General features: G+C 45.5%; 12 protein-coding genes. 9 read left to right on the forward strand and 3 right to left on the reverse strand.

The window, feature by feature from the left end:
• Nucleotides 1-2 precede the first annotated feature (2 nt).
• The 9 genes from AC9UEO_RS08905 to AC9UEO_RS08945 are packed head-to-tail and all read left to right on the forward strand — an operon-like array spanning nucleotide 3 to nucleotide 8,708.
• Entirely contained in the window at nucleotides 3-800 is a 798-nt protein-coding gene (locus AC9UEO_RS08905; protein WP_509532283.1) for a hypothetical protein, read from the forward strand.
• Nucleotides 801-823: 23 nt separating this feature from the next.
• A complete protein-coding gene (locus tag AC9UEO_RS08910; RefSeq protein ID WP_509532285.1) occupies nucleotides 824-1,720 on the forward strand; it encodes a hypothetical protein in 897 nt (298 codons plus the stop codon).
• Between the two features lie 6 nt (nucleotides 1,721-1,726).
• Nucleotides 1,727-2,716, forward strand: coding sequence for an FAD-binding oxidoreductase (locus tag AC9UEO_RS08915; RefSeq protein WP_509532287.1), 990 nt, complete (start codon nucleotides 1,727-1,729; stop codon nucleotides 2,714-2,716).
• 26 nt (nucleotides 2,717-2,742) lie between these two features.
• Nucleotides 2,743-3,516: a glucose-1-phosphate cytidylyltransferase gene (gene rfbF, locus AC9UEO_RS08920; RefSeq protein ID WP_509532289.1), complete on the forward strand. Its 774-nt coding sequence runs from the start codon at nucleotides 2,743-2,745 to the stop codon at nucleotides 3,514-3,516.
• A 1-nt stretch (nucleotide 3,517) separates the two neighbouring features.
• Complete coding sequence (rfbG, locus tag AC9UEO_RS08925) at nucleotides 3,518-4,588, forward strand: CDP-glucose 4,6-dehydratase (protein ID WP_509532326.1); 1,071 nt, start codon at nucleotides 3,518-3,520, stop codon at nucleotides 4,586-4,588.
• The gene (rfbH, locus tag AC9UEO_RS08930; RefSeq protein ID WP_509532291.1) at nucleotides 4,585-5,937 is read left to right on the forward strand and encodes a lipopolysaccharide biosynthesis protein RfbH; all 1,353 of its coding nucleotides are present in this window, start codon (nucleotides 4,585-4,587) and stop codon (nucleotides 5,935-5,937) included. The genes rfbG and rfbH overlap by 4 nt, the downstream gene beginning before the upstream one ends.
• A gap of 3 nt (nucleotides 5,938-5,940) precedes the next feature.
• The gene (locus tag AC9UEO_RS08935) at nucleotides 5,941-6,999 is read left to right on the forward strand and encodes an NAD-dependent epimerase/dehydratase family protein (protein WP_509532293.1); all 1,059 of its coding nucleotides are present in this window, start codon (nucleotides 5,941-5,943) and stop codon (nucleotides 6,997-6,999) included.
• A 7-nt stretch (nucleotides 7,000-7,006) separates the two neighbouring features.
• Nucleotides 7,007-7,825, forward strand: coding sequence for a transketolase (locus AC9UEO_RS08940; RefSeq protein WP_509532295.1), 819 nt, complete (start codon nucleotides 7,007-7,009; stop codon nucleotides 7,823-7,825).
• Nucleotides 7,818-8,708, forward strand: coding sequence for a transketolase family protein (locus AC9UEO_RS08945; protein ID WP_509532297.1), 891 nt, complete (start codon nucleotides 7,818-7,820; stop codon nucleotides 8,706-8,708). Before AC9UEO_RS08940 ends, AC9UEO_RS08945 begins: the two co-directional genes overlap by 8 nt.
• Here the strand turns inward: AC9UEO_RS08945 and AC9UEO_RS08950 are convergent.
• The 3 genes from AC9UEO_RS08950 to pseI form a co-directional block, all read right to left on the reverse strand.
• A complete protein-coding gene (locus AC9UEO_RS08950; RefSeq protein ID WP_509532299.1) occupies nucleotides 8,697-11,822 on the reverse strand; it encodes a hypothetical protein in 3,126 nt (1,041 codons plus the stop codon). The two genes, AC9UEO_RS08945 and AC9UEO_RS08950, sit on opposite strands and share 12 nt — an antisense overlap.
• 1,189 nt (nucleotides 11,823-13,011) lie before the next feature.
• On the reverse strand, nucleotides 13,012-21,333 hold the full coding sequence (locus AC9UEO_RS08955; RefSeq protein ID WP_509532301.1) for a beta strand repeat-containing protein: 8,322 nt from the start codon (nucleotides 21,331-21,333) through the stop codon (nucleotides 13,012-13,014).
• A gap of 277 nt (nucleotides 21,334-21,610) precedes the next feature.
• Nucleotides 21,611-22,660, reverse strand: coding sequence for a pseudaminic acid synthase (gene pseI, locus AC9UEO_RS08960; protein WP_509532302.1), 1,050 nt, complete (start codon nucleotides 22,658-22,660; stop codon nucleotides 21,611-21,613).
• Between the last annotated feature and the right edge of the window lie 6 nt (nucleotides 22,661-22,666).

The raw sequence follows: 22,666 nt of genomic DNA on the forward strand, positions 1-22,666 counted from the left end.
ATATGGATAAAATAAATAATAACTACTTTATAGTAACCCATAAAAACATTCCTTGGGAAATACCTTTCCCGCACAGAATTATTGGTGTCGAAGGATATATACCTAACACTTTAAAAGGGGTTGCTGCAAGTCAAAGTATTGGTCAGCTTTTAGATTCAGAAACTGCATTTGGGGCTTTACGTTCTTTAATGGCAATGAATCAGCAAATCGAATCCAATAGTAATACACAGGAAGTATTTTGGGGAAGTTATAGGCTTTTTTTAAGTAATGAAACAAATGAAGACTGGCTTAATCCTTCATTGCAGGAAAATCTTATAATAACTCCAAAAGAATTTAATTCTAATTGGAAGAAAATAATTACCACTGAAATACCTAGTGGAGTAGATATAATGATACCTGCTCCTAGGTTGCTTCCAGACACAATACTTGGACAATATGCTCGAGTACACCACCTTGACGACCTTTTACTTGCAGTTGGATGTGCAATTAGATACGGACTATTAGAACCTTTATCGATATCAAAAATGTTGGAATCTAATACATTAATTCCTTACGGTATTTTTGCTGCACCCAAGTCAATACGTTATGAGTTTAATGAGCGAGTATGGGCTTGTGCAATAGATTTCTATAAAAATTACTATACCCCAAAAAATGGATATCAGCGAAGAGTAATAGACTTTGCATTTGAAAGAGTTATATCCATGGCAATAATACAACTTATCATTAATAAAAAATTGAATTGTATTAGTTGCAGAAATATATGGGTAAGTGATACTGGGACATACATTCCATCAAAATAAATCACCTTACAAGTTTATATTTTATGATCAAATTTTTGGTTGTGGCTCCGCAATATCAAGTCAGATCTGGCGGCGTAATGGTTTTACATGAACTCTGTGATGCATTAAATCGAAATGGATACCCCTGTGGAATAGTTTTTCTTCATGGAGGAAATGCTGCCGAGCAAAATTTTCAATTTGCCTTTTCGGATAACAAAGAATTTCATATGCCCCAAGGGCAACGTATTGAAATTTTAAATAATACTGAATTCCAAGAAATTATAAATGAAGGTGTTGTAATTTATCCAGATCTAATCAACGGCAATCCACTTGGCGCGAAAAAAATAATTAGATATATTTTGAATTTTAATGAAAGTCCATTTTATGGAGATTTTATTCTATCATTTTCAAAAATCTATAGCAATTACTCAAATCATGTATTATTTAAAACATTTAAAAATTCTGTTTTTAATGACAATGAAGCAAGGCCTTGGAATGAAAGAAATTTAAATCTCACTTATTTTGGCAAAGGTCCTTCGTTTATTGATTGCAAATTGCTACCGAATACTTTAGCACTAGAACGCGACTGGCCTCGAGACAAAAATCAACTTGCAATATTATTAAAACAATGTAAATTTTTATTCACTTGGGATTGTGTTTCTGCGACTATTCAGGATGCCATAATGTGTGGAGCTATTCCAATTTTGCTTCATGACCAACAAATTCCAAGGATTTTGATTAATCAAATGGAAATTGGCAGCTATCCAGACATAAGGTTTAATTCCATTGAAGATTTGCCATTAGAAATAAGTTATGATTTTGATAGTGTTAACTCATCGATCAAGCAATTCAAGCATAACTATGATTACTTTGCAGATAGCTGGGTAGAAAGAGTTGGCGATTTCGCAAAAATTTACATTAACAAAATATTTAATAAATAAATCCAAATGTATACATCTATTTTAAATGAAAAATATATATTTTCAATAAAAGAAGGTCAAACTATTCTTGCAGCAGCTCAGGAGGCAAATATTTTTTGGCCACACAGTTGTAAGAATGGTCGTTGCAATAATTGCAAATGCCGAATCATGGGTGGCACATCTAGTCTTGTTTTTCAAGAGTTAGGTCTTAGTTTAGATGAAAAAAATGATGGTTGGATCCTCGGTTGTGCTCGGTCGGCTAAGTCTAATTTGATTTTAACAATTGATGATTTTCAAAATAAAAAATTGCCTCGTTCAAAATTAACTCCTTGTAAAATTAATTCTTTAGAATTATTATCTCCTAGCACTTTAAAAGTATCACTTCGGTTTCCAAAAACTACACAATTTGATTTTATTCCTGGGCAATATGTCGAAATAATTGGACATTATGGAATAAAACGTTGTTATTCAATTGCCAATTCAAATTTTATGGATAATATAATTGAACTACATATTCGTTATATTAATAATGGTATTATGAGTGACTATTGGTTTAATTCAGCCAAAGTAAATGATTTATTGAGAATTGAAGGACCAATGGGCACATTTGGACTAAATTCAAACCATGATGGAGGTTTAATATTTTTAGCTACTGGAACAGGAATAGCTCCTATTAAATCAATTTTGGAATCTATTTCTTTTTTGCCAGAAAATAATAGGCCAAAATTTATCAGCGTTTACTGGGGAAATAGAACTATTACTGATATGTATTTCGATATATTTTCTTTACCAAATGTTGATTTATTTATTCCTGTATTGTCAAGACCTAATACCCCATGGGAAGGTGCTATCGGATATGTGCAAGATGAAGTAATTCGAAGAAAAATTTCATTTAAAAATACTGAAGTTTATGCTTGCGGTTCACCGCTTATGATCAATAATGCTAAAGAGAAATTTATTAATGCAGGACTTCCAATTAGTAAATTTTACTCTGATGCATTTTATTCTTCAAATTAAAATCAAATACCACCAGGATTTAAAATATGAAAGCAGTTATTCTTGCAGGAGGACTTGGAACTCGACTGAGTGAAGAGACCTCCACCCGCCCAAAGCCCATGGTTGAGATTGGCGGAAAGCCGATTCTTTGGCATATATTAAAAATGTATTCACACCATGGTATTAATGATTTCGTGATTTGTTGTGGATATAAGGGCTACTTTATCAAAGAATATTTCGCAAACTACTTCCTGCACATGTCAGACATTACTTTTGACATGCGCAGTAACAGAATGGAAGTTCATCAAAAACGAGCTGAGCCTTGGAATGTCACATTAATAGACACGGGAGACGACTCCATGACAGGCGGTCGTCTGCGACGAGTCGCAGAATATGTTAATAAAGACGAAGCTTTTTGCTTAACTTATGGTGATGGAGTTAGCGATATTGACATTAGCGCATCCATTGAATTTCATAAAAATCATGGCAAGGCTGCAACCTTAACTGCGACCTTTCCACCGGGACGCTTCGGCGCACTGGACATTAAAGGACACCAAGTTAATAGTTTCATGGAAAAGCCCAAGGGTGACGGTGCAATGATCAATGGCGGTTTTTTTGTTTTGTCACCACTTGTGCTGGATTACCTCAACAGTGATACAACTGTTTGGGAACAACAACCTCTTCAGCAATTAGCCAAGGATGGGCAATTGATGGCCTTTGAGCATCATGGTTTTTGGCAACCCATGGATACCCTTCGAGACAAGCACTTTTTGGAAGAACTGTGGTCAAGTGGCAAAGCGCCTTGGAAAAAATGGGATTGATATGAAGCGCCAGCAAACAAACCCCTCATTTTGGCGAAATAAGCGCGTTCTGATGACGGGGCACACTGGATTTAAGGGAAGTTGGCTCAGCCTCTGGCTTCAGTCCCTGGGCGCCACACTTCGTGGTGTCTCTCTTGAACCGCCAACAAAGCCATCCCTTTTTGAAGTTGCGAGTGTTGCTGATTCAATGGAGCATTGCATTGCTGACATACGGGAGTATGGAGCTATCAAAACGCAGATGGATGAGTTCAAGCCAGAAATCGTTATTCACATGGCGGCTCAACCTCTTGTTCGTTTGTCCTACGCTTCCCCTATTGAAACGTATTCAACTAATGTTATGGGAACCGTACATGTTCTGGAAGCGGCTCGCCATTGTGGCTCCGTTAAAGCAATTGTCAATATAACGACAGACAAGTGCTATGAAAATCGGGAATGGGTATGGGGCTATCGCGAAGATGAGCCGATGGGTGGGCATGACCCATACTCAAGCAGCAAAGGTTGTGCAGAATTGGTAAGTTCTGCCTATCGCAAATCCTTTATGTTGGACGCAGGTATTGCGATAGCTACTGCTCGTGCTGGCAATGTTATCGGTGGAGGAGACTGGGCTATAGATCGTTTAGTTCCAGATGTTCTGCGGGCACTGCAAAACAAAACTCCGGTTCTGATTCGTAACCCAAACGCGATTCGTCCTTGGCAGCACGTCTTAGAACCATTGTCCGGCTACCTTTTGGTCGCCGAACGTCTTTACACTGAAGGCCAGACCTATGCCGAAGGGTGGAACTTTGGTCCTCTCAACGAGGATGTCCACTCTGTGCAGTGGATCGTCCAGCGCTTGTGCGAAATCTGGGGCAGCGACGCAGCCTGGGCCCCTCTGCCTGGCAACCAACCGCACGAGGCGAATTTTCTAAAATTAGATATCTCCAAGGCTAAAGAACGGTTGCAATGGACACCTCACTGGTCCCTAGAAACCGCACTACATCACATCTCCGATTGGCACCATGCTTGGCTTAACGGGCACGACATGCGTGCAATCTGCTTGAAGCAAATTTCACAATATGGATACAACCTATGAACACCATACCTGTTAATTTCCAACCTCAACTCGACAAATTGCGTAGCCAAATCAGTGAACTGGTTCAGCAATATGCCGATATCGCCTATGCCCCAAAACCATTTATTCCAGGTGAAACTTCGGTACCTGTATCAGGCAAAGTCATTGGCGCAAGCGAACTGAAGTTGATGGTTGAAGCCTCCCTGGACGGTTGGCTGACCACGGGTAGATTCAACGCAATGTTTGAACAGAGATTGGCTGCATTTTTGGGGGTCAAATATCTGATTACCGTGAATTCGGGTTCCTCTGCCAACTTGGTAGCTTTTTCCACTTTAACCAGTCAGAAACTAGGAAGCCGAGCAATAAAACCTGGCGATGAAGTAATAGGTGTTGCAGCAGGTTTTCCAACTACAGTCAACCCCATCATTCAATTTGGTGCGGTTCCAGTATTCGTGGATGTAGATTTATCTACTCATAATATTGACGCATCAAAAATCGAAGCTGCAATCTCACCAAAAACTAAAGCAATTATGTTGGCTCACAGCCTTGGAAATCCGTTCAACTTGGATGTTGTTACAAAGCTCTGTAAAAAATACAACTTGTGGCTAGTTGAAGACTGTTGCGACGCCTTAGGTGCCACCTATAACGGTCAAATGGTTGGCACTTTCGGCGATATCGCGACACTGAGTTTTTACCCAGCCCACCACATCACCATGGGAGAAGGCGGTGCGGTTTTTACTAACAATCCTGAATTGAAATTGATAGCCGAATCATTTCGAGACTGGGGCCGCGACTGCTACTGCCCACCTGGCAAAGACAACACTTGTAACAAACGTTTCTGCTGGAGTAAAAATGAACTCGGAGGCGATTTGCCCAATGGCTATGATCATAAATATACCTACAGTCACTTGGGCTATAACCTCAAAATATCGGATATGCAAGCTGCCTGTGCTTTGGCACAAATGGACCGACTAGAAGAATTTATTGCTAAGCGACGAAGCAATTTTTCATATCTAAAGGCCCGGCTTTCAACCGTCACAGACTTTTTATATCTCCCTGAAGCCACACCAAATTCAAACCCCTCATGGTTCGGATTTCCTTTGATCGTCAATGCCAAGGCTGGTATTGAACGAACTGATCTAATCAACTTCTTGGAAGAGAATAAGATCGGAACACGTTTACTGTTTGCAGGTAACCTGACAAAACAACCCTACATGGTTGGGCGCAACTTTAGGATTAGCGGAAATTTAACCAACTCTGATGTAGTGATGAACCAAACCTTTTGGTTGGGTACCTTCCCAGCGCTAGGTCAGGAACAACTTGACTATATTGGAGACAAAATCGAAGAATTCTTTGGGGTTAATTTTTGAACCATGGATAAAAGTCTTTCATTTTTACGCATTCCATTTGAGGATATCAATAGTGTTGTTAATGCAGTCGGCCCTCGCTGGGAGCGCTTGCGTGGCCAGCGACTGCTTTTAACAGGCGGTACTGGATTTATAGGTAAATGGTTGATTTCGAGCTTTCTTGAGGCTAATCGGCGCTTCAATCTTTCCGCTCAAGTTGTTGTGCTTAGCCGTCGCCCAGATTCTTTTCTGGATCAGTTTCCTAACTTACGCAACTCAACAGATGTGGTCTGGCTAACTGGTGACGTCCGAGACCTCGCAGCAGAGTCTGTTGGAGAGTGCCGTTTCGCTATTCATGCTGCGACTGATGTTGTTGCATCCAGTACACCAAGTGAAATTTTAGATACCTGCGTGGAAGGTACCCGTAGAGTACTCGAAGCAATCTCAAGTGATGTAGATTTTCGCCGCATTCTTTTATTGAGTTCCGGTGCAGTATATGGTCGTACGCCTTCGAAACTAAAAACCATACCGGAGGATTGGCAGGGGGCTCCAGACCCATTGAATGCCTTATCAGCTTATGGCGAGGGTAAGCGTGTAAGCGAACTAATCACTTCAATGGCATCAGCAGTGAATCCAAAATTAGAGATTGCGATTGCTCGCTGTTTTGCTTTTGTTGGCCCCCACCTGCCGCTAGATAAACATTATGCTATTGGCAACTTTATTAAGGCGGCCATGCGAAACGAAGACATTATTATCACAGGTGACGGTACGCCTCTGCGTAGTTACCTATATGCTTCGGATTTGGCATACTGGCTTTGGACAATGCTTTTTGAAGCACAAAATGGTCGAGCCTACAATGTTGGGGGTGACGAGAGTCTGTCAATTACTGAGCTTGCCAATCGCGTAAATCACGTACTACAGGGGAGCGGGGAGGTAATTGTTTTAAAGAAACCCCTGTCAGGCGTTAATCTACAGTCTTATGTACCAGCGATTGACCGAATCTCATCTGATCTCAAGCTTACTCCATCCATCCATCTTGACGAATCCATTCGTCGAACTGCACTATGGGCTGCTCAACTTCATTAAGATAAAAATGCAATTTCTCAATTTAGACAGTTTAGGACTAGCACGGCGCATCCGCATTGAGGCGCTACAGATGGTGTATCGTTCTAGAGCTGCTCACATTGGATCAGCTCTTTCCATCTGCGACATTGTTGCCGTGCTTTACGGTCAGGTACTTCAAGTTAATCCGCTACAACCTGATGCAAAGTTGCGTGATCGATTCATACTTAGCAAAGGGCATGCTTGCGTCGCTATATATAGCGCATTAGCAGAAACTGGGTTTTTCCCAAAGGAAGATCTTTTGACCTATGGACAAGATCATTCTTTTCTAATGAACCATATCAGTCACAAGGTTGCTGGCGTTGAATTTAGTACTGGATCTTTGGGGCACGGATTACCATTCGGTACTGGCAAAGCACTTGCAGCCCAGCGATCTAAATTGGATTGGCGGACCTTTGTTTTATTAAGTGATGGCGAATTGGGTGAAGGATCTAATTGGGAAGCGATGATGTTCGCTGCTCATCACCACTTAGATAACTTAGTGGCTATTGTAGATTACAACAAATTGCAAAGTTTAACTACCGTCGATAAGACTTTGCGCATTGAACCTCTGGCCGACAAGGCACGTGCCTTTGGATGGGCTGTTCGCGAAATTGATGGTCACAATCATGCAGAAATAGCAAATTCATTGTTACTTGCACCTTGGGAAAAGGGTAGGCCGTCCTTCTTGATCGCCCATACGACCAAGGGTAAAGGAGTTAGTTTTATGGAGAATAGTGTCGATTGGCACTACAAAACACCCTCTTCGGAACAACTTGCCCAGGCCTTGAAAGAGATTAACCATGCGTAACGCATTCATTCAGGAACTCGTTACCCTCGCTCGTCAACAGTCACACATAGCACTCGTAGTTGGCGACCTCGGTTACTCAGTTATTGAACCCTTCGCAGATGAGTTTCCTGATCGTTTTATTAACGCAGGTGTAGCTGAGCAAAACATGACAGGGGTGGCTGCGGGTATGGCATCAGAAGGTTATCACGTCTTTACCTACTCCATCGCGAATTTTCCGACTTTCCGTTGTGCAGAGCAGATTCGCAATGATGTCGCTTATCACAAATTACCAGTTACTGTAGTTTCAGTTGGCGGAGGACTAGCCTATGGAGCATTGGGGTATTCACATCATGCGGTACAAGATTATGCTCTTATGCGCACATTACCAAATATGTTGATTGCAGCACCTGGCGATCCCCTGGAGGTACGCGCATGCTTACAATATCTCGTAGAAAATCCAGGTCCTTCTTATCTTCGACTGGGTAAGGCAGGGGAGCCTACCTTTCATATGAGTCCTCCTCAAATAAAGCCAGGACACTGGCTAAAAGTTCGTGAAGGTAGAAAAGGAAAAGATCGGCAAGCCTTCCTATGTACAGGTGCTGGGCTCCAGATAGCTATGGATTGGGTAGAAAGAGATGAATTTTCCCACTGGCCTATCTTCTCAATGCCACTATGGTCAATGGCTGACAAAGCATTACAGACTCGTTTACTACTTTCTTTTGATGAGGTAATTACTATAGAGGATCATCTTCAGGATGGTGGATTCGGATCTTGGCTATTGGAGGCTAAGGCCTTAGAAAAGAAGGTTTTTTGTGAAATAAGTAATGTTGCACTAAGTCAAATAGTCTGTGACACTGTTGGGTCACAAGCAATGCTTAACAAACTCGGTGGTTTATATGGCTGAATCAGAAATATCTATGGATATATTGCCTAATATTTTATCTAGCACTGACGAATAATTATCAAATTCACTTTGCGTTAATGTCATCACGTCTTCATCAGTGACAGTGATTATTTTTAATGCATCACCAATATTTTTCAGGTTTTCTAAGTTTAACTTCACATTATTGACCGTATCTGAAACTGTTATTGCAGAAACGGTATTTACATTATTTACTTGTGTTGCAGATGTACTTAGCGCAGCATCCGCGGAAACATTGTTGACAGCCAGTTGATAGGCAGATGAAATCTTGGCCAATAGGTTTTCGTTTTCTTGAAATTGCTGGTAACTCATTTCAATCAATTCATCACCACCGTCTGTCACTTCAACGCTTGATAATTTATCCACAATGGAAGAAAGATCATCCAACGCTATTGATATTCCATCACTTGTTGCTACCAGGCCCATGGCGTGAACAGGTAAAGTCTCAGCAAAATTGAAGACATTAGCCATACCAACGCCAGAGACGTCTAAACTGTAAGTGCTTTGAATCTTATTCAACGTTGACAGGCCATCGATGACTTGGCTTTGGCTCAAGGACACTGGCGCATCGTTATTGTTGAGGTAAATATTTCTAACTTTTGTGTTGGCGTTCAATTGATCGAACGAAGTGTTCACATTGCCTCTTGACTCCAACACATCTATAGCTTGAACGTGGCTATTGCTCAGCAGTGTTTGCGCTTGGGCAATATTTGCACCTGTGGCGTTGATCAAATAATTGCCATTGATTTTTGCCAGTGTTGAAGAGCTGTTCCCAATCATTTCTGCCGATAAATTCAAGGCAGTGGTGATGTTTGTCAGGTCTAGGCCATTGATTTTGCTGCTTCCTTTGATGGATTCCCACTGCAGGGAAACATTTTCAGCCGTATCTTTGATGGCAATGGTTTTGACGCGAGTATCGGATCCAGACGCTGAGAACCATGCAAGGCTTGCTTGTGTCACACTGAACTCTGCATCGGCTTGTGTCGTTGCAATTGAGCTGGATGTTTTAACTTTATCTAATGCGGTTTTATTGGATATCCAGTCATTGGCAGAAACGGTCAATCTGCCCACATCGGTTTGCTCAATTTCCGTCACTTGTCGACCCAATGCTTGGAGCGACGTTAACTGATTAGAAATATTCAAAAGATTATCTTTAACTTGCAAAGACACAACATGACTGTCAGCCAGCACGGTGTTTGCCTTCGCCGCAGCCACGCCGCTCACCGTTGCTGTGTATCCACCTTCAATCTTGTTCAGTGTGGCTGTTTTGGTTGCCCATTGAGAATTTGTCAGTGCTATAGGGGCTCCAGCTACGCTGAGTTGAATCTTGCGTAATTTATTCCCTAAGCCGTGCAGTTGGGCTAGTTTGCTGCTGATGTTGGCTGCGCTGTCCATAACAGCTATGGACACTACTTTGTTATCGTCATCTAAGCTGGCTGCTTGCTCAGCATTCGCCTCCGTGATGCTGAGCGCATAGTTGCTGTTTATTTTGGCCAATGCTGCACCACTGTCAACCCGCTTTTGATAACCCAACACCAACGGGTCAGAACCTCTTAATGTGATGGCGCCGAGTTTTGGTGTTGTTTGACTTGCAATGACTTGCAATGCAGATATATTGGTCGCAACGTTTTCACTGCTGTCAGTAATTTTGACCAAGGAAACTCGCTCATCATCTGCCACACTTTTTGCGTCTGCAGCGCTGAGCTGATTGACCACAACGGTGGGACTGGTGCCAGTCTTGTACTTTGCGAGTACGCTTTGGTTCAACGCCCATTGATTGGCTGTCAAGGTCAAAGCGGCATTATCTGTTTGCTCAATCTGAGTCAATGGTGAGCCCAACAGCTGCAGCGTATCTAGATAGTTTTCAATATTGACGCCTGTGTCCTTGACGCTGATGGAATTCACCCTATCATCGGCCGCAACCATTTGCGCTTTGGACGCGCTCACATCGCTCACCACAGCGTTAAAACCACCCACAATCTTATTTAATGTCGCCGCTTGGTTTTGCCATTGATCGGCGCTTAGCGCCAAGGCAACACCCGCATTGCTTTGTTGAATATTCGCTACTTTTTTACCCAATGCGTGCAGACTGCTGAGGTTTGCAGCAATGGTGAGGTTTGTTCCTGTCACAAACATGGACGAGACTTTTGCGTTGTCTGCCAATGCTGATGCATTTAGAGCAGCCACACCTGTCACAGAAAGACTGTATCCACCGGCAATTTTGGCCAAAGCGGCCGCATCAGTTGTTACCTGGTCGTAAGTCACAGACAACGGCAGCATGGGGCCGATTTGGGTGATGCTTTGCAATTTGTCATTAGCCGCTAATGCATCTAAATTCGCACTGATGTTGTAGCCATTGTCTTCAACGTGTACACCAATAACTTTGTCATTTGACACGAACGATGCGGCGTTTGCCGAGGCTACCTTGGTCACGACCAAGCTGGGTTTTCCCTCGCCAAATTTCCCCAATACACCTGCATTGGCAGCGAACTGATCGGCTGTGATGGTCAGTGCTGCGGTATCGGTTTGCGTGATGGAACTGATTTGTGCGCCTAAATCTTGCAGATCATTGATACGCGCTTGAAGGTTTGCCCCGCTGTCACTGATTTGAACTGTTCCCACCCTCGCATCGGCTGCCACCTGCATCGCTTGTGCCACTGTGACGCCGCTGACAGTGGCCCGGTAGCCTCCCACGACTTTTTCCAATGCGTTAGATTGGTTCTGCCATTGCGACAGGCTGAGCGCAATATCCGTTCCGCTGTCCGTTTGCACAATGCTTTCGACCTTTTGACCCAAGGCATTCAGGTCAGATAAATTGGTCTTAATATCGCTGGCAGATCCGTTGATCGTCATTGAAACAATGCGCTGATTGGCATCCGCCATGGCTTTGGCAGCGGTCACATCCACACCATTGACCGTCAAACTGTAGTTACCTTGAATCTTTGCCAAAGTGTCTGCAATGCCATCGCTTGCATATTGGGCCGCAGTCATCACCAGTGCATTGGGTGGACCTTTTTGGGTGATAGAGGTGATCTTGCTTAAGTTGGTGCTTAAGCTTTCTAAATTGGCTGAAATATTATTGCTGTTGTCTTTCACGGCAATGGAAGACACCACCGAATTTGCCAACATCGCTTGCGCATAGGTCGCACTGACATCGCTGACGGCCAAAGAATAGCCCGCGTTGAACTTACCCACAATGGATTCATTCAATGCCCATTGGTCGTAGTTGATGGCCAAAGGTGTGCTGCTGTCACTGATTTGAATCGATGTAAGGTCATTTCCTAATTTTTTATAAAGCGCTAAGTTTTTAACCACATTGGCGCCAGTGTCAACAATATCGACAGACACGATTTTTTTATTGGAAGACAGCGCATTGACGTGGTAGCTGTTGGCGTTGACCACGGCCAACTGATAGTTGCTGTAAATCTTTCCCAATACCAAGGCATCGTTTTTCACTTGATCTGCAGTGACCACCATCGCTGTGTTTTCACTGGTGCGGATTTCTTTGATTCTTAAACCCAGCTCTTTCAGATTGTCTAATTTTTCTGCGACGTTTGCACTGGTGTCCAGGATAGAGATTGATTTGACTTTGTCATTGGCGGTGTAAGTCAAAGCTTGGGTCACATTGGCACCGCTGACATCCAAGGTGTAACCGCCGCTGATCTTTGCCAAAACTGAGGTGTTGGCAGTTAACTCTGCCGCGGTCAACGATAAAGCTTTGATCGTTCCCTTTTGGGTAATGGTTTGAAGCTTGGTTATGTCTTTAAATTCTGTCAGCTTATCGGCAATCGCATTGCTGGTGTCACTTACCCATATTTTGGCGACATTGCTTTTGGCTGCAACAGTTGCAGCATTCGCAGCAGTTACCTCATTCACATTCAAGCTGTAATTTCCACTCACCTTGGCCAATATGGCGCCATTCCTTTTCAATTGAATGGCAGATAAGGTGATGGGGTTTGCCACATCGGTTAACGTGATACTTTTCACGTTATTGACCATCTTTTGTAAATTCTCTAAATTTCTTGCAATATTTGCGCTGGTATCTGAAATCGTTATTTTGGTTTTGGGGTAGCGGCTCACCAATGCCAATGCCGTGGCCACATTGACAGGGCTAGTGCCCTGGGCAACGTGAAACATGGAACCAGTGGAGGCTGTATTAACTTGCATCGTCATGCAGAATCGACACAGCAGACTTAAACTTGAATAATTCTTAGGTAGTAAATAAATACCCCTGCGTGAGGTCAATCACACAGGGGTATTGGGGGACAGCTATTTAGACTGGCAATTACAACAAGGCAATTTGCGCGGTTGTCAAACCAGCTGTCTGGTCTGTTGTCAGAACAGCAACCTGCGCATCAGTGAAGGCTGACAACTGTGCTGTAGACAAGGTGGCTATTTGCTCAGATGACAAAGCCTCTATGGCATCGTTACTCAAACCCTTCAGGGTGTTCGCTAGCAGGGCTTGGAAGTCTCCAGTTTCAAGCACGGTGATCTGCTCAGATGTCAAGCCAGCCACTTGTGTAGAAGTCAAGACAGAAGTCTGCTCAGTTGACAGGTTAACGATCTGGTCTGTTGTCAAAGCGCCCACTTGCTCGGAGTTAAAGCCCCGAATCGCAGCTGTGGTGAGTTCTGCCAAGTCTTCCGTTGCCAAAGCTGCCACCTGCGCGGTGTCAAGCCCTGCAATCTGCTTGGTCGTCAACACAGACGCCTGCAAGGTGGTCAAGGCGTCGATCTGCTCGGTAGTCAACTCACCCACCTGTGCCGACGTCAACGCTGTGATGACAGCGGTAGACAACTCAGCCAAGTCGTCAACTTCCAAGGCACTGATGGTAGCCGTGGTCAAGCCCGCCAACTGCTTGGTGCTTAACAACGATGCCTGCTCGGTAGTCAAAGCCACTACCTGCTCGGTATCAAAGGCCGCAATCTGTGCGGAAGTCATCGCACTGAACTGGGAACTTGTGATGGCCGCCACTTGGTCCGTTGTCAAAGCATCCACTTGCAAAGTGCTCAATCCCAGAACAGCAGCTGTGGTGAGTTCTGCCAAGTCATCCGTTGCCAAAGCTGCCACCTGTGCTGTGTCAAGCCCTGCAATCTGCTTGGTCGTCAACACAGACGCCTGCAAGGTGGTCAAGGCGTCGATCTGCTCGGTAGTCAACTCACCCACCTGTGCCGACGTCAACGCTGTGATGACAGCGGTAGACAACTCAGCCAAGTCGTCAACTTCCAAGGCACTGATGGTAGCCGTGGTCAAGCCCGCCAACTGCTTGGTGCTTAACAACGATGCCTGCTCGGTAGTCAAAGCCACTACCTGCTCGGTATCAAAGGCCGCAATCTGTGCGGAAGTCATCGCACTGAACTGGGAACTTGTGATGGCCGCCACTTGGTCCGTTGTCAAAGCATCCACTTGCAAAGTGCTCAATCCCAGAACAGCAGCTGTGGTGAGTTCTGCCAAGTCATCCGTTGCCAAAGCTGCCACCTGTGCTGTGTCAAGCCCTGCAATCTGCTTGGTCGTCAACACAGACGCCTGCAAGGTGGTCAAGGCGTCGATCTGCTCGGTAGTCAACTCACCCACCTGTGCCGACGTCAACGCTGTGATGACAGCGGTAGACAACTCAGCCAAGTCGTCAACTTCCAAGGCACTGATGGTAGCCGTGGTCAAGCCCGCCAACTGCTTGGTGCTTAACAACGATGCCTGCTCGGTAGTCAAAGCCACTACCTGCTCGGTATCAAAGGCCGCAATCTGTGCGGAAGTCATCGCACTGAACTGGGAACTTGTGATGGCCGCCACTTGGTCCGTTGTCAAAGCATCCACTTGCAAAGTGCTCAATCCCAGAACAGCAGCCGTGCTGAGTTCTGCCAGGTCATCAGTGGCAATAGCTGCTACCTGTGCTGTGTCAAGCCCTGCAATCTGCTTGGTCGTCAACACAGACGCCTGCTCGGTAGTCAAGGCGTCGATCTGCGTGGTGCTTAACTTACCCACCTGTGCGGATGTCAACGCTGAGATGACAGCGGTAGACAATGCAGCCAAATCATCAGTTTGAAGTTTGCTCAGATGTGCAGTTGTGAGGGCTGACGCCTGCTTGGTGCTCAGCAGCGAAGCCTGCTCGGTAGTCAAAGCAATGACTTGCTTGGTCGTCATTGCAGCAATCTGTACAGAGGTAATGACTTCAAACTGGGTACTTGTAATAGCTGCCACTTGGTCCGTTGTCAAAGCACCCACTTGCAAAGTGCTCAATCCCAGAACAGCAGCCGTGCTGAGTTCTGCCAGGTCATCAGTGGCAATAGCTGCCACCTGCGCAGTGCCAAGCCCTGCAATTTGCTTGGTCGTCAACAAAGAAGCCTGCTCGGTGGTCAAGGCAACAATCTGGTCTGTAGTCAACACAGAAATCTGTGCGGATGTCATGGCACTGAACTGTTCACTGGTTAACGCAGACATCTGATCAGCGCTCAACAAAGAGACAATCGCGGTAGACAAGGCTGCAATGGCCTTGCTGCTTATTTGAGCCAGATCTTCTGTTTCAAGCGAGCTGATGGCAGCAGAGCTGATGGCGGCAACTTGCAAAGTACCCATATTGGTAAATTGCTCAGTTGTCATTGCAACCACTTGGTCTGCGGACAAATTAGCCACTTGAGCGCTTGTCAAATTATTTATCTGTGCAGTGGTCAAAGCCGCAATTTGACCTTCATCTGTTGTCAAAGCAGAGATTTGAGCAGTGGTCAAGGCCTTGATTTGCACACTTGTGAGTTCAACCAAATCTTCGGTTGCAATCACTGCAATTTGAGCAGTCGTCATGGCAGCGATTTGAGCTGTTGTCAAATTAGCCACTTGATCAGTACGAAGTGCTGCAATTTGACCTTCCTCCGCTGTCAACGCACTGATTTGCTTGGTCGTCATGGCCGCAATTGCCTTGGTACTCATCGCCGCTAAATCTTCAGTTTCCAGGGCTGCAATGCCTGCCGTGGTTAATGAAGACGCCTGCAGGGTACCCATGTTGGCAGCTTGCTCAGTCGTCAAAGCAATGACTTGATCTGTCGTCAATTTCGCCACTTGCGATGTGGTCATCGCATTGATCTGTGCGGTGGACAATGCAGCAATTTGCCCATCTGTGCCGGTGGACAGCACGCTGATTTGAGCGGTGGTCATCGCGGCGATAGCGGCAGCACTGAATTCAGTCAGGTCTTCAGTTTGAAGAACGCTGAGTTGCGCAGTTGTGAGTGCTGCCACCTGCAATGTACCCATGGACTCGGCTTGCTCGGTGGTGATCGCTATCACTTGGTCATCTGACAAAGACATCACTTGTAAACGAGTGAGGTAATTGACTTGAGCAGTAGTCAAACTGGCCATCTGCTCGGTACTGATGCCATCAATTTGTGAAGTTGTCAAAGCAGTAATTTGCGCAGAAGTCAATTTGACCAGCACTTCGGTCTGAATGGCCGTGATTTGATCGGATGTCAAGCCCAAGATTTGCGTGGCTTTCAAAGCAGCCACTTGTGCTGTATTGAGGGCCGCAATGGCATCAGTAGACAAGACCGCTAACTGCTTGGTGCCCAGGCCGCTGATGGCCGCTGTTGTCAATTCCGCAACATCATCAGAAGCCAAAGCCGCCGCCTGTGATGTGGTTAAGGCATTAAGCTGCGAACTTGATAAGACAGAAGCCTGCTCTGTATTCAAAGCAATCACCTGGTCTGTGGTCAAGCCAGAAATTTGGGATGTTTTTACAGCTTTGATCTGTGCTGTCGTTAAAGCAGCAAATTGTTCCGTCTCTATGGCGGCCAATTGCGCTGTAGAAAGCCCAGCGACAGCTGCTGTGTTGAGCAACTGCAAGGAGTCAGTTGCCAAACCCACAATTTGTGCTGTTGTTAAACCTGCCGTTTGCGTGCTGCCCAATGCGCCAATATGCTCTGTCGTTAAAGCAGAGATTTGATCAGAGGATAAGCCGGCAATTTGCGAAGACTTCATATTGGCCACTTGCTTGGTGTTTAAGGCCCCAACTTGCTCAGTGGTCAGTGATGAAATTTGATAGGAGGTTAATGAACCAAATCCAGCAATATTCAAATTGGCGATCACCTCTGATTCAAGCGCTTGAACTTGATCTGTGGTCAATACTGACAGCTGAATACTGGTCAAGCCATTGGCTTGCTCCGAGGTTAACGCGCCAATTTGATCCGTTGTCATTGCTGCAACTTGAGCAGACTTCAGCGCTCCTAGCTGGGCTGAACTAAAGGCTTCTATGTCTTCTGTACCCCAAACCTCCACTTGCGCAGTGGTCATATTTGCAATTTGCTTGGAGCTTAACTGGCTCCACTGTTCGGTGGTGATGGCGTCGATTTGTGCAGTGGTGATGGCTGCTATTTGCGAACTGGTCAAGACGTTCAGTGCTGAACTAGTCAGTTGCTCTACATCGTCAGTTGCCAATGCCACCAGTTGGGAAGTGCTCATAGCGCTCACCACACTGGCAACCAATGTCGAAGCCTGCTCAGTGGTCAAAGCAATGATTTGATCAGTCGACAAAGCTTTCACCTGAGTAGCCGACAGTGAATTAATGACTGAAGAAGTCAAAGCAGCCACATCTTCAGTGTCCATTGCCGCAATTTGCTTTGACGACAAACCTAGCGCTTGGGACGACAGCAAGGCGCCTGCTTGCTCAGAGAGCAGAGCGGCAATTTGTACTGTTGACAGAGCATTAATTTGAGCCGATGTCAAAGCAGTAATTTGCTCGGTTCCCAAATCTGATATTTGCTCTGTGGTGAGGCCTGCCACGGCAGTGTTGCTGATGCCACGAACCTGTGTACTGCCCAAAACAGCCAAATCGTCAGTTCCAACGGCAGCCAATTGGACTGAAGTTAATGCCCCTAATTGTGCTGAAGTCAATACATCGAAATGCTCAGTTGTCAAAGCTTCAATTTGGTCTGTCGTCAAAGCCTTGATCTGTGCACTGGTCAAGGACAAGATTTGGTCAGTGTCCAATGATTCCATTTGAGCAGTTGTCAAACCTGCGAGTGCACTGGCAGCTATGGCTCGAATTTGAGTGGAATTCAATTGCGCCAAGTCTTCTGTATCAATAACCGCTGTCTGCGCAGAAGTTAACAAGGCAATTTGAATGCTTCCTAAGCCATCAAACTGGTTTGTGCCCAGTGCTACAACTTGGTCAGTGGTCAAGCCCCTGATCTGAGACTCACTAAGGACATTCAAAGCCGCGGTTGAAAGTGCAGCGACGTCATCCCCCATAGCCAAAATTTGGGCAGTGGTCAGACCGACTGACTGCGCTGAAGTGAGATTTGCAATCGATTCAGTCGAGAAGGCATCAATTTGGTCAGTGGACAACACCTTCAATTGCACTGAACTCAATGCGACCAGTTGCGCAGTGCCTAAGTTTTCAATTTGATCGGTGGTTAAACCAGCCAATGCAGCGTTGGTGATAGAACGCACCTGCTTGGAATCGAGGACGGCCAAATCTTCATCATCTACAACAGCCAACTGTGCAGAAGTCAAGGAAGCAATCTGCACCGAGGTCAAAACATCAAATTGCTCAGAGGTCAATCCAGCAATTTGGTCTGTGGTCAGTGCTTTAATTTGAACTTCTGTCAATCCGATAATTTGATCAGTTGCTAATTCCTTGATTTGGTCTGTAGACAAACCAGCGATGGCAGCCGCACTGATGGCTTTGATTTGTGCTGAATTGAATTGCGCCAAATCTTCAGTTTGCATTTCTGCCAATTGCGAAGAAACTAGGGCTGAAATGACTGCGTTGCTCAGAGCGTCGGCCTGATCAGTGGTTAAGGCCACAATCAGTTCAGTAGACAGCGCTTTGACCTGTACCGCACTCATTGCATTCAGGGCAGCACTGGTCAGTGACGCGAAGTCTTCAGATTCGATAGCCGCTAACTGCGTTGTACTCAATCCACTGATTTGTGATGATTTCAAGACGCCAGCTAATTCTGTTGATAGAGCAACGATTTGGTCTGTAGATAAAGCTTTAATTTGGGCAGATGTCAAATAAGTCATCTGCTCAGTACCCAACATCGTAGAAATTTGCTCCGTTGTTAAGCCTGCCATCGCATTATTTGACAACACCGAGACTTGTTTTGAATCGAGAACTGCCAGGTCGTTGCTGCCCAAGGCCGCAAGTTGAGCTGAAGTCACCGAAGCCAAAACCAAGTTGCTTAAGCCATCAAATTGCTCAGTGGTGAGCGCATCGATTTGTTCAGTTGTTAAGGCTTTGACCTGTATAGCGCTTAGGACATTCAGGGCAGATGTTGTCAATTCAGCCACAGCATCTGCCTGCATTGCTGCAACCTGTGAGGCTGATAGTCCCAAAGCTTGCGCAGAAGTAAGTGAAGAAGCTTGGGCCGAGTTAATTTCAGCTATTTGAGCAGTTGACAACGCTTTTAACTGCAAAGCAGTAAAGGCGGAAATTTCCTCGGTGCCCATACTGTCAATTTGTTCGGTCGTTAAGCCTGCCAAGCCCGTGTTGCTGATAGAACGAATTTGTGCTGAATCCATCGCAACAATATTTGCTGAATCAAGCGCAGCGATTTGAGCAGACGTCATGGCTGACACTTGGGATGTACCCATGGCGTCAACTTGGGCAGTGGTTAAAGCGCTCACTTGGCTTGTAGAAAGTGCTTTGATTTGCGTCGATGTAAGTGCCGCAATTTGATCCGAACCCATGTTGTCCACTTGTTCAGTGGTCAATCCTGCTAGTGCTGTATTGGTCAGCGAGCGAATTTGTTTAGAGTCAAGTAGCGCCAAGTTTTCTGTTGTTAGTGCGGCAAGTTGCACTGAAGTAAATGCGGCCAACTGGACAGAACTAATGACGTCGACTTGAGCTGTGCTCAATGCTGCAATTTGATCTGTAGTCAATGACCTTACTTGAACCACGCTCAAGGCATTCAAAGCGGCTGTTGACAGGATTTCAAAATCATCTGTTGCTATGGCAGCAAGCTGAGTTGCTGACAGACCCAGCGCTTGCGCGGATGTCAAGACCGACATGTCTTCGGTTGAAAAACTGTCTATTTGCGCTGTGGACAATACTTTAATTTGGGCTGAAGTAAGGGCAACGATCTGAGCGGTGTCCATAGCGTCAATTTGCTCAGTGGTCAGACCAACAATACCTGCGTTACTGATGGCGCGAATTTGTGCCGAGTCTAAAACTGCAACATCTTCAGTATTTAAAGCATTCACCTGTTCTGAAGTCATTGACGCAATTTGGGCAGAGCCCATGGCGTCCAATTGATTGGATGTCAGAGACGCAATTTGGTTAGTTGAAAGCGCTTTGATTTGTGCCGTGGTCAAAGCCAATGCCTGTGCAGTGTCAAGTTCGGAAATTTGCTCAGTTGTCAACCCTGCTAATGCGTTTTTACTCAAAGCGCGTATTTGTGTAGAGTTAAGCAAGACCAAATCTTCAGTTTCAATGGCTGCCACTTGCGCAGATGTCAATGCAGCCAGCTGAACGGTGCCCAATGCGTCCACTTGATCTGTACTTAATCCTTTGATTTGCTCTGTCGTCAAGGCCTTGACCTGAACCGCACTGAGTGCGTTCAGACTTGCGGTTGACAATGCAGCAACATCTTCAGATTGCATTTTTGCCAGTTGCGTGGCTGACAAACTGGCTGCCTGTGCCGTGGTTATTGCAGCAGATTGTTCGGTGGTCAATGCCACTACTTGGCTTGTTGACAGCAACTTGATTTGCGCAGTCGTCAAAGCGCTGATTTGCTCCGTGCTCATGCCTGCTATTTGATCTGTTGTAAGACCTGACAACGATTTATTGTTGATAGCCTTTACCTGTGCTGAACTTAATGCAGCAATATCTTCCGTATCCATGGCCCCCAATTGCGCCGAGCTAAGGGCTGCAATTTGCAAAGTGGTCAGTGATTGAACTTGCTCACTGGTCAGCGCTGAGATTTGATTGGTTGACAAACTCTTGAGTTGCAACGCCGTCAGGGCGGCAACTTGATCTGTTTCTAAGCTGGCGACTTGCTCAGTTGTCATACCAGTGATAGCTGTATTGCTGAGAGTACGCAGTTGTGCCGTACTCAATTCGATTAAATCTTCAGTCTCAATGGCGCTGACTTGCTTTGAAGAAAGTGCCGCAAGTTGGACAGTGGCCAATGAAGCAACTTGATCCGATGTGAGCGCTTCCATCTGGGCTGTTGTGAACCCTTTAACCCCCACCGCAGTGATGGATGCCAAATCAGCAGTTTCAATAGCTTGAATTTGTTCTGTGTCAAAGCCTGCAACTTGGTTAGCTGTCAATACTTTTGATTGCGCTGTTGTTAATGCAACGACTTGATCGGTGGTCAGCATCGCCATTTGCGCTGAACTCAGGGCCTTGACCTGCGTTGTCCCCAATGTTGCAAATTGCGTATCTGGGTCTAGGGCCTGAATTTGCTCTTCGATAAGTGCAAACATTTGATCAACACTCAACCCCTTTAACGCTGAGTAATCTATTGCGGCAATCGCTTCTGACGTAATGGCAGCGACTTGTGCAGTAGAAAGCACCTTTATTTGAGCAGATGTGATGTCAGCAATCTCAGTGGCGGTCACCGTTGAGAAAGAATATGTTTTAAGGTCTGCAGTTTTTACTGATGTGAAATCGATCGCCATGACAAAGCTCCAGCCACCTTTTGAAATTAAGGTGAAGTGATCGTTTATCGACACGTGGGCGCGATACTTGAGCGATATTTTTTAAAAAAATTAAAAAATCGATCAATTAACTATTAATTTAACTATTTAATACAACTTTTAAAGTCGCATTAGTTTTTATTTACTACTATCAAAATGATCTTCTTTCTTGCTCCTCACTTATTTAAAGCAACCAATGCCATTATCAGCGCTTGAATGATCGGCAACTGGGCTGATTTCTTTAATAAATGCTGACTATTTATTCTTTAAGAAGACTCCAGCTCAAGGGCGTTCCTGATGAAATATTTTGGCTTACACGCATTCCCAACACAATGTCTTGGAACTTTGGAGGTAAACCAAGACCTGGGCGAATGGCGCGCAGGTTCTCTGCGGTAAGTCGCTCGCCCTTTTGCATATCGGCCACGATGTACAAGGAACGACGCCGTGTGCGTCCAGTCACTTCCGCCTCAGTCGGGCCATAGTGAATATCACCTAGCGACAACCATGCACGCTCTGTTTCAACCACCAGTTGCTTCAACTCTTCTGGCTCAAGAGAAAAAGCTGCATCCACCCCGCCATCGGCACGGCGCAAGGTGAAGTGCTTTTCAATTACCACCGCACCCAAGGCCGTTGCCGCCACAGAAGCGCCCAGACCCATGGTGTGGTCGGACAAACCCGTTGCACAGCCAAACAAGTCACGCATATGCGGAATGGTTCGAACATGCGTGTTTTCTGGCGTTGCAGGGTAAGTGCTGGTGCATTTGAGCAAAACCAAGTCTTTGCAGCCGTTTTCGTGGGCGGTCCGAACTGCATCGTCAATCTCGGCGATGGTAGCCATGCCAGTTGAAATAATCATGGGCTTACCGGTTTGTGCCACTTTGCGTATCAAGGGCAAATCGATGCATTCAAAAGACGCTATCTTGTAGGCGGGCACATCCAGCGTTTCCAGAAAATCCACGGCAGACGCATCAAAGGGGGAACTGAAACACACCAATCCTCTTGCCTTGGCATGTTGCATGATGGGCGCGTGCCATTCCCATGGGGTATGTGCCTGCTCATACAGCTTGTACAAGGATTGCCCTTGCCACAGTGAAGATTTGTTTTGTATGGTGAATTCGGCATTGGCCGAATCCAGCGTCATGGTGTCAGCGGTGAAGGTTTGTAATTTGACAGCGTCTGCACCCGCGTGGGCCGCAGCATCTACCAATGCCAGCGCACGGTCAAGCGACTGGTTATGGTTGCCCGACATCTCCGCGATGATGAAGGGGCGACGGTGATCCCCAATTTCTGAATGGGCAATTTCAATCATGGTTGT

It is taken from the genome of Limnohabitans sp. (genome assembly GCF_040401495.1).
Lineage (GTDB): Bacteria > Pseudomonadota > Gammaproteobacteria > Burkholderiales > Burkholderiaceae_C > Limnohabitans.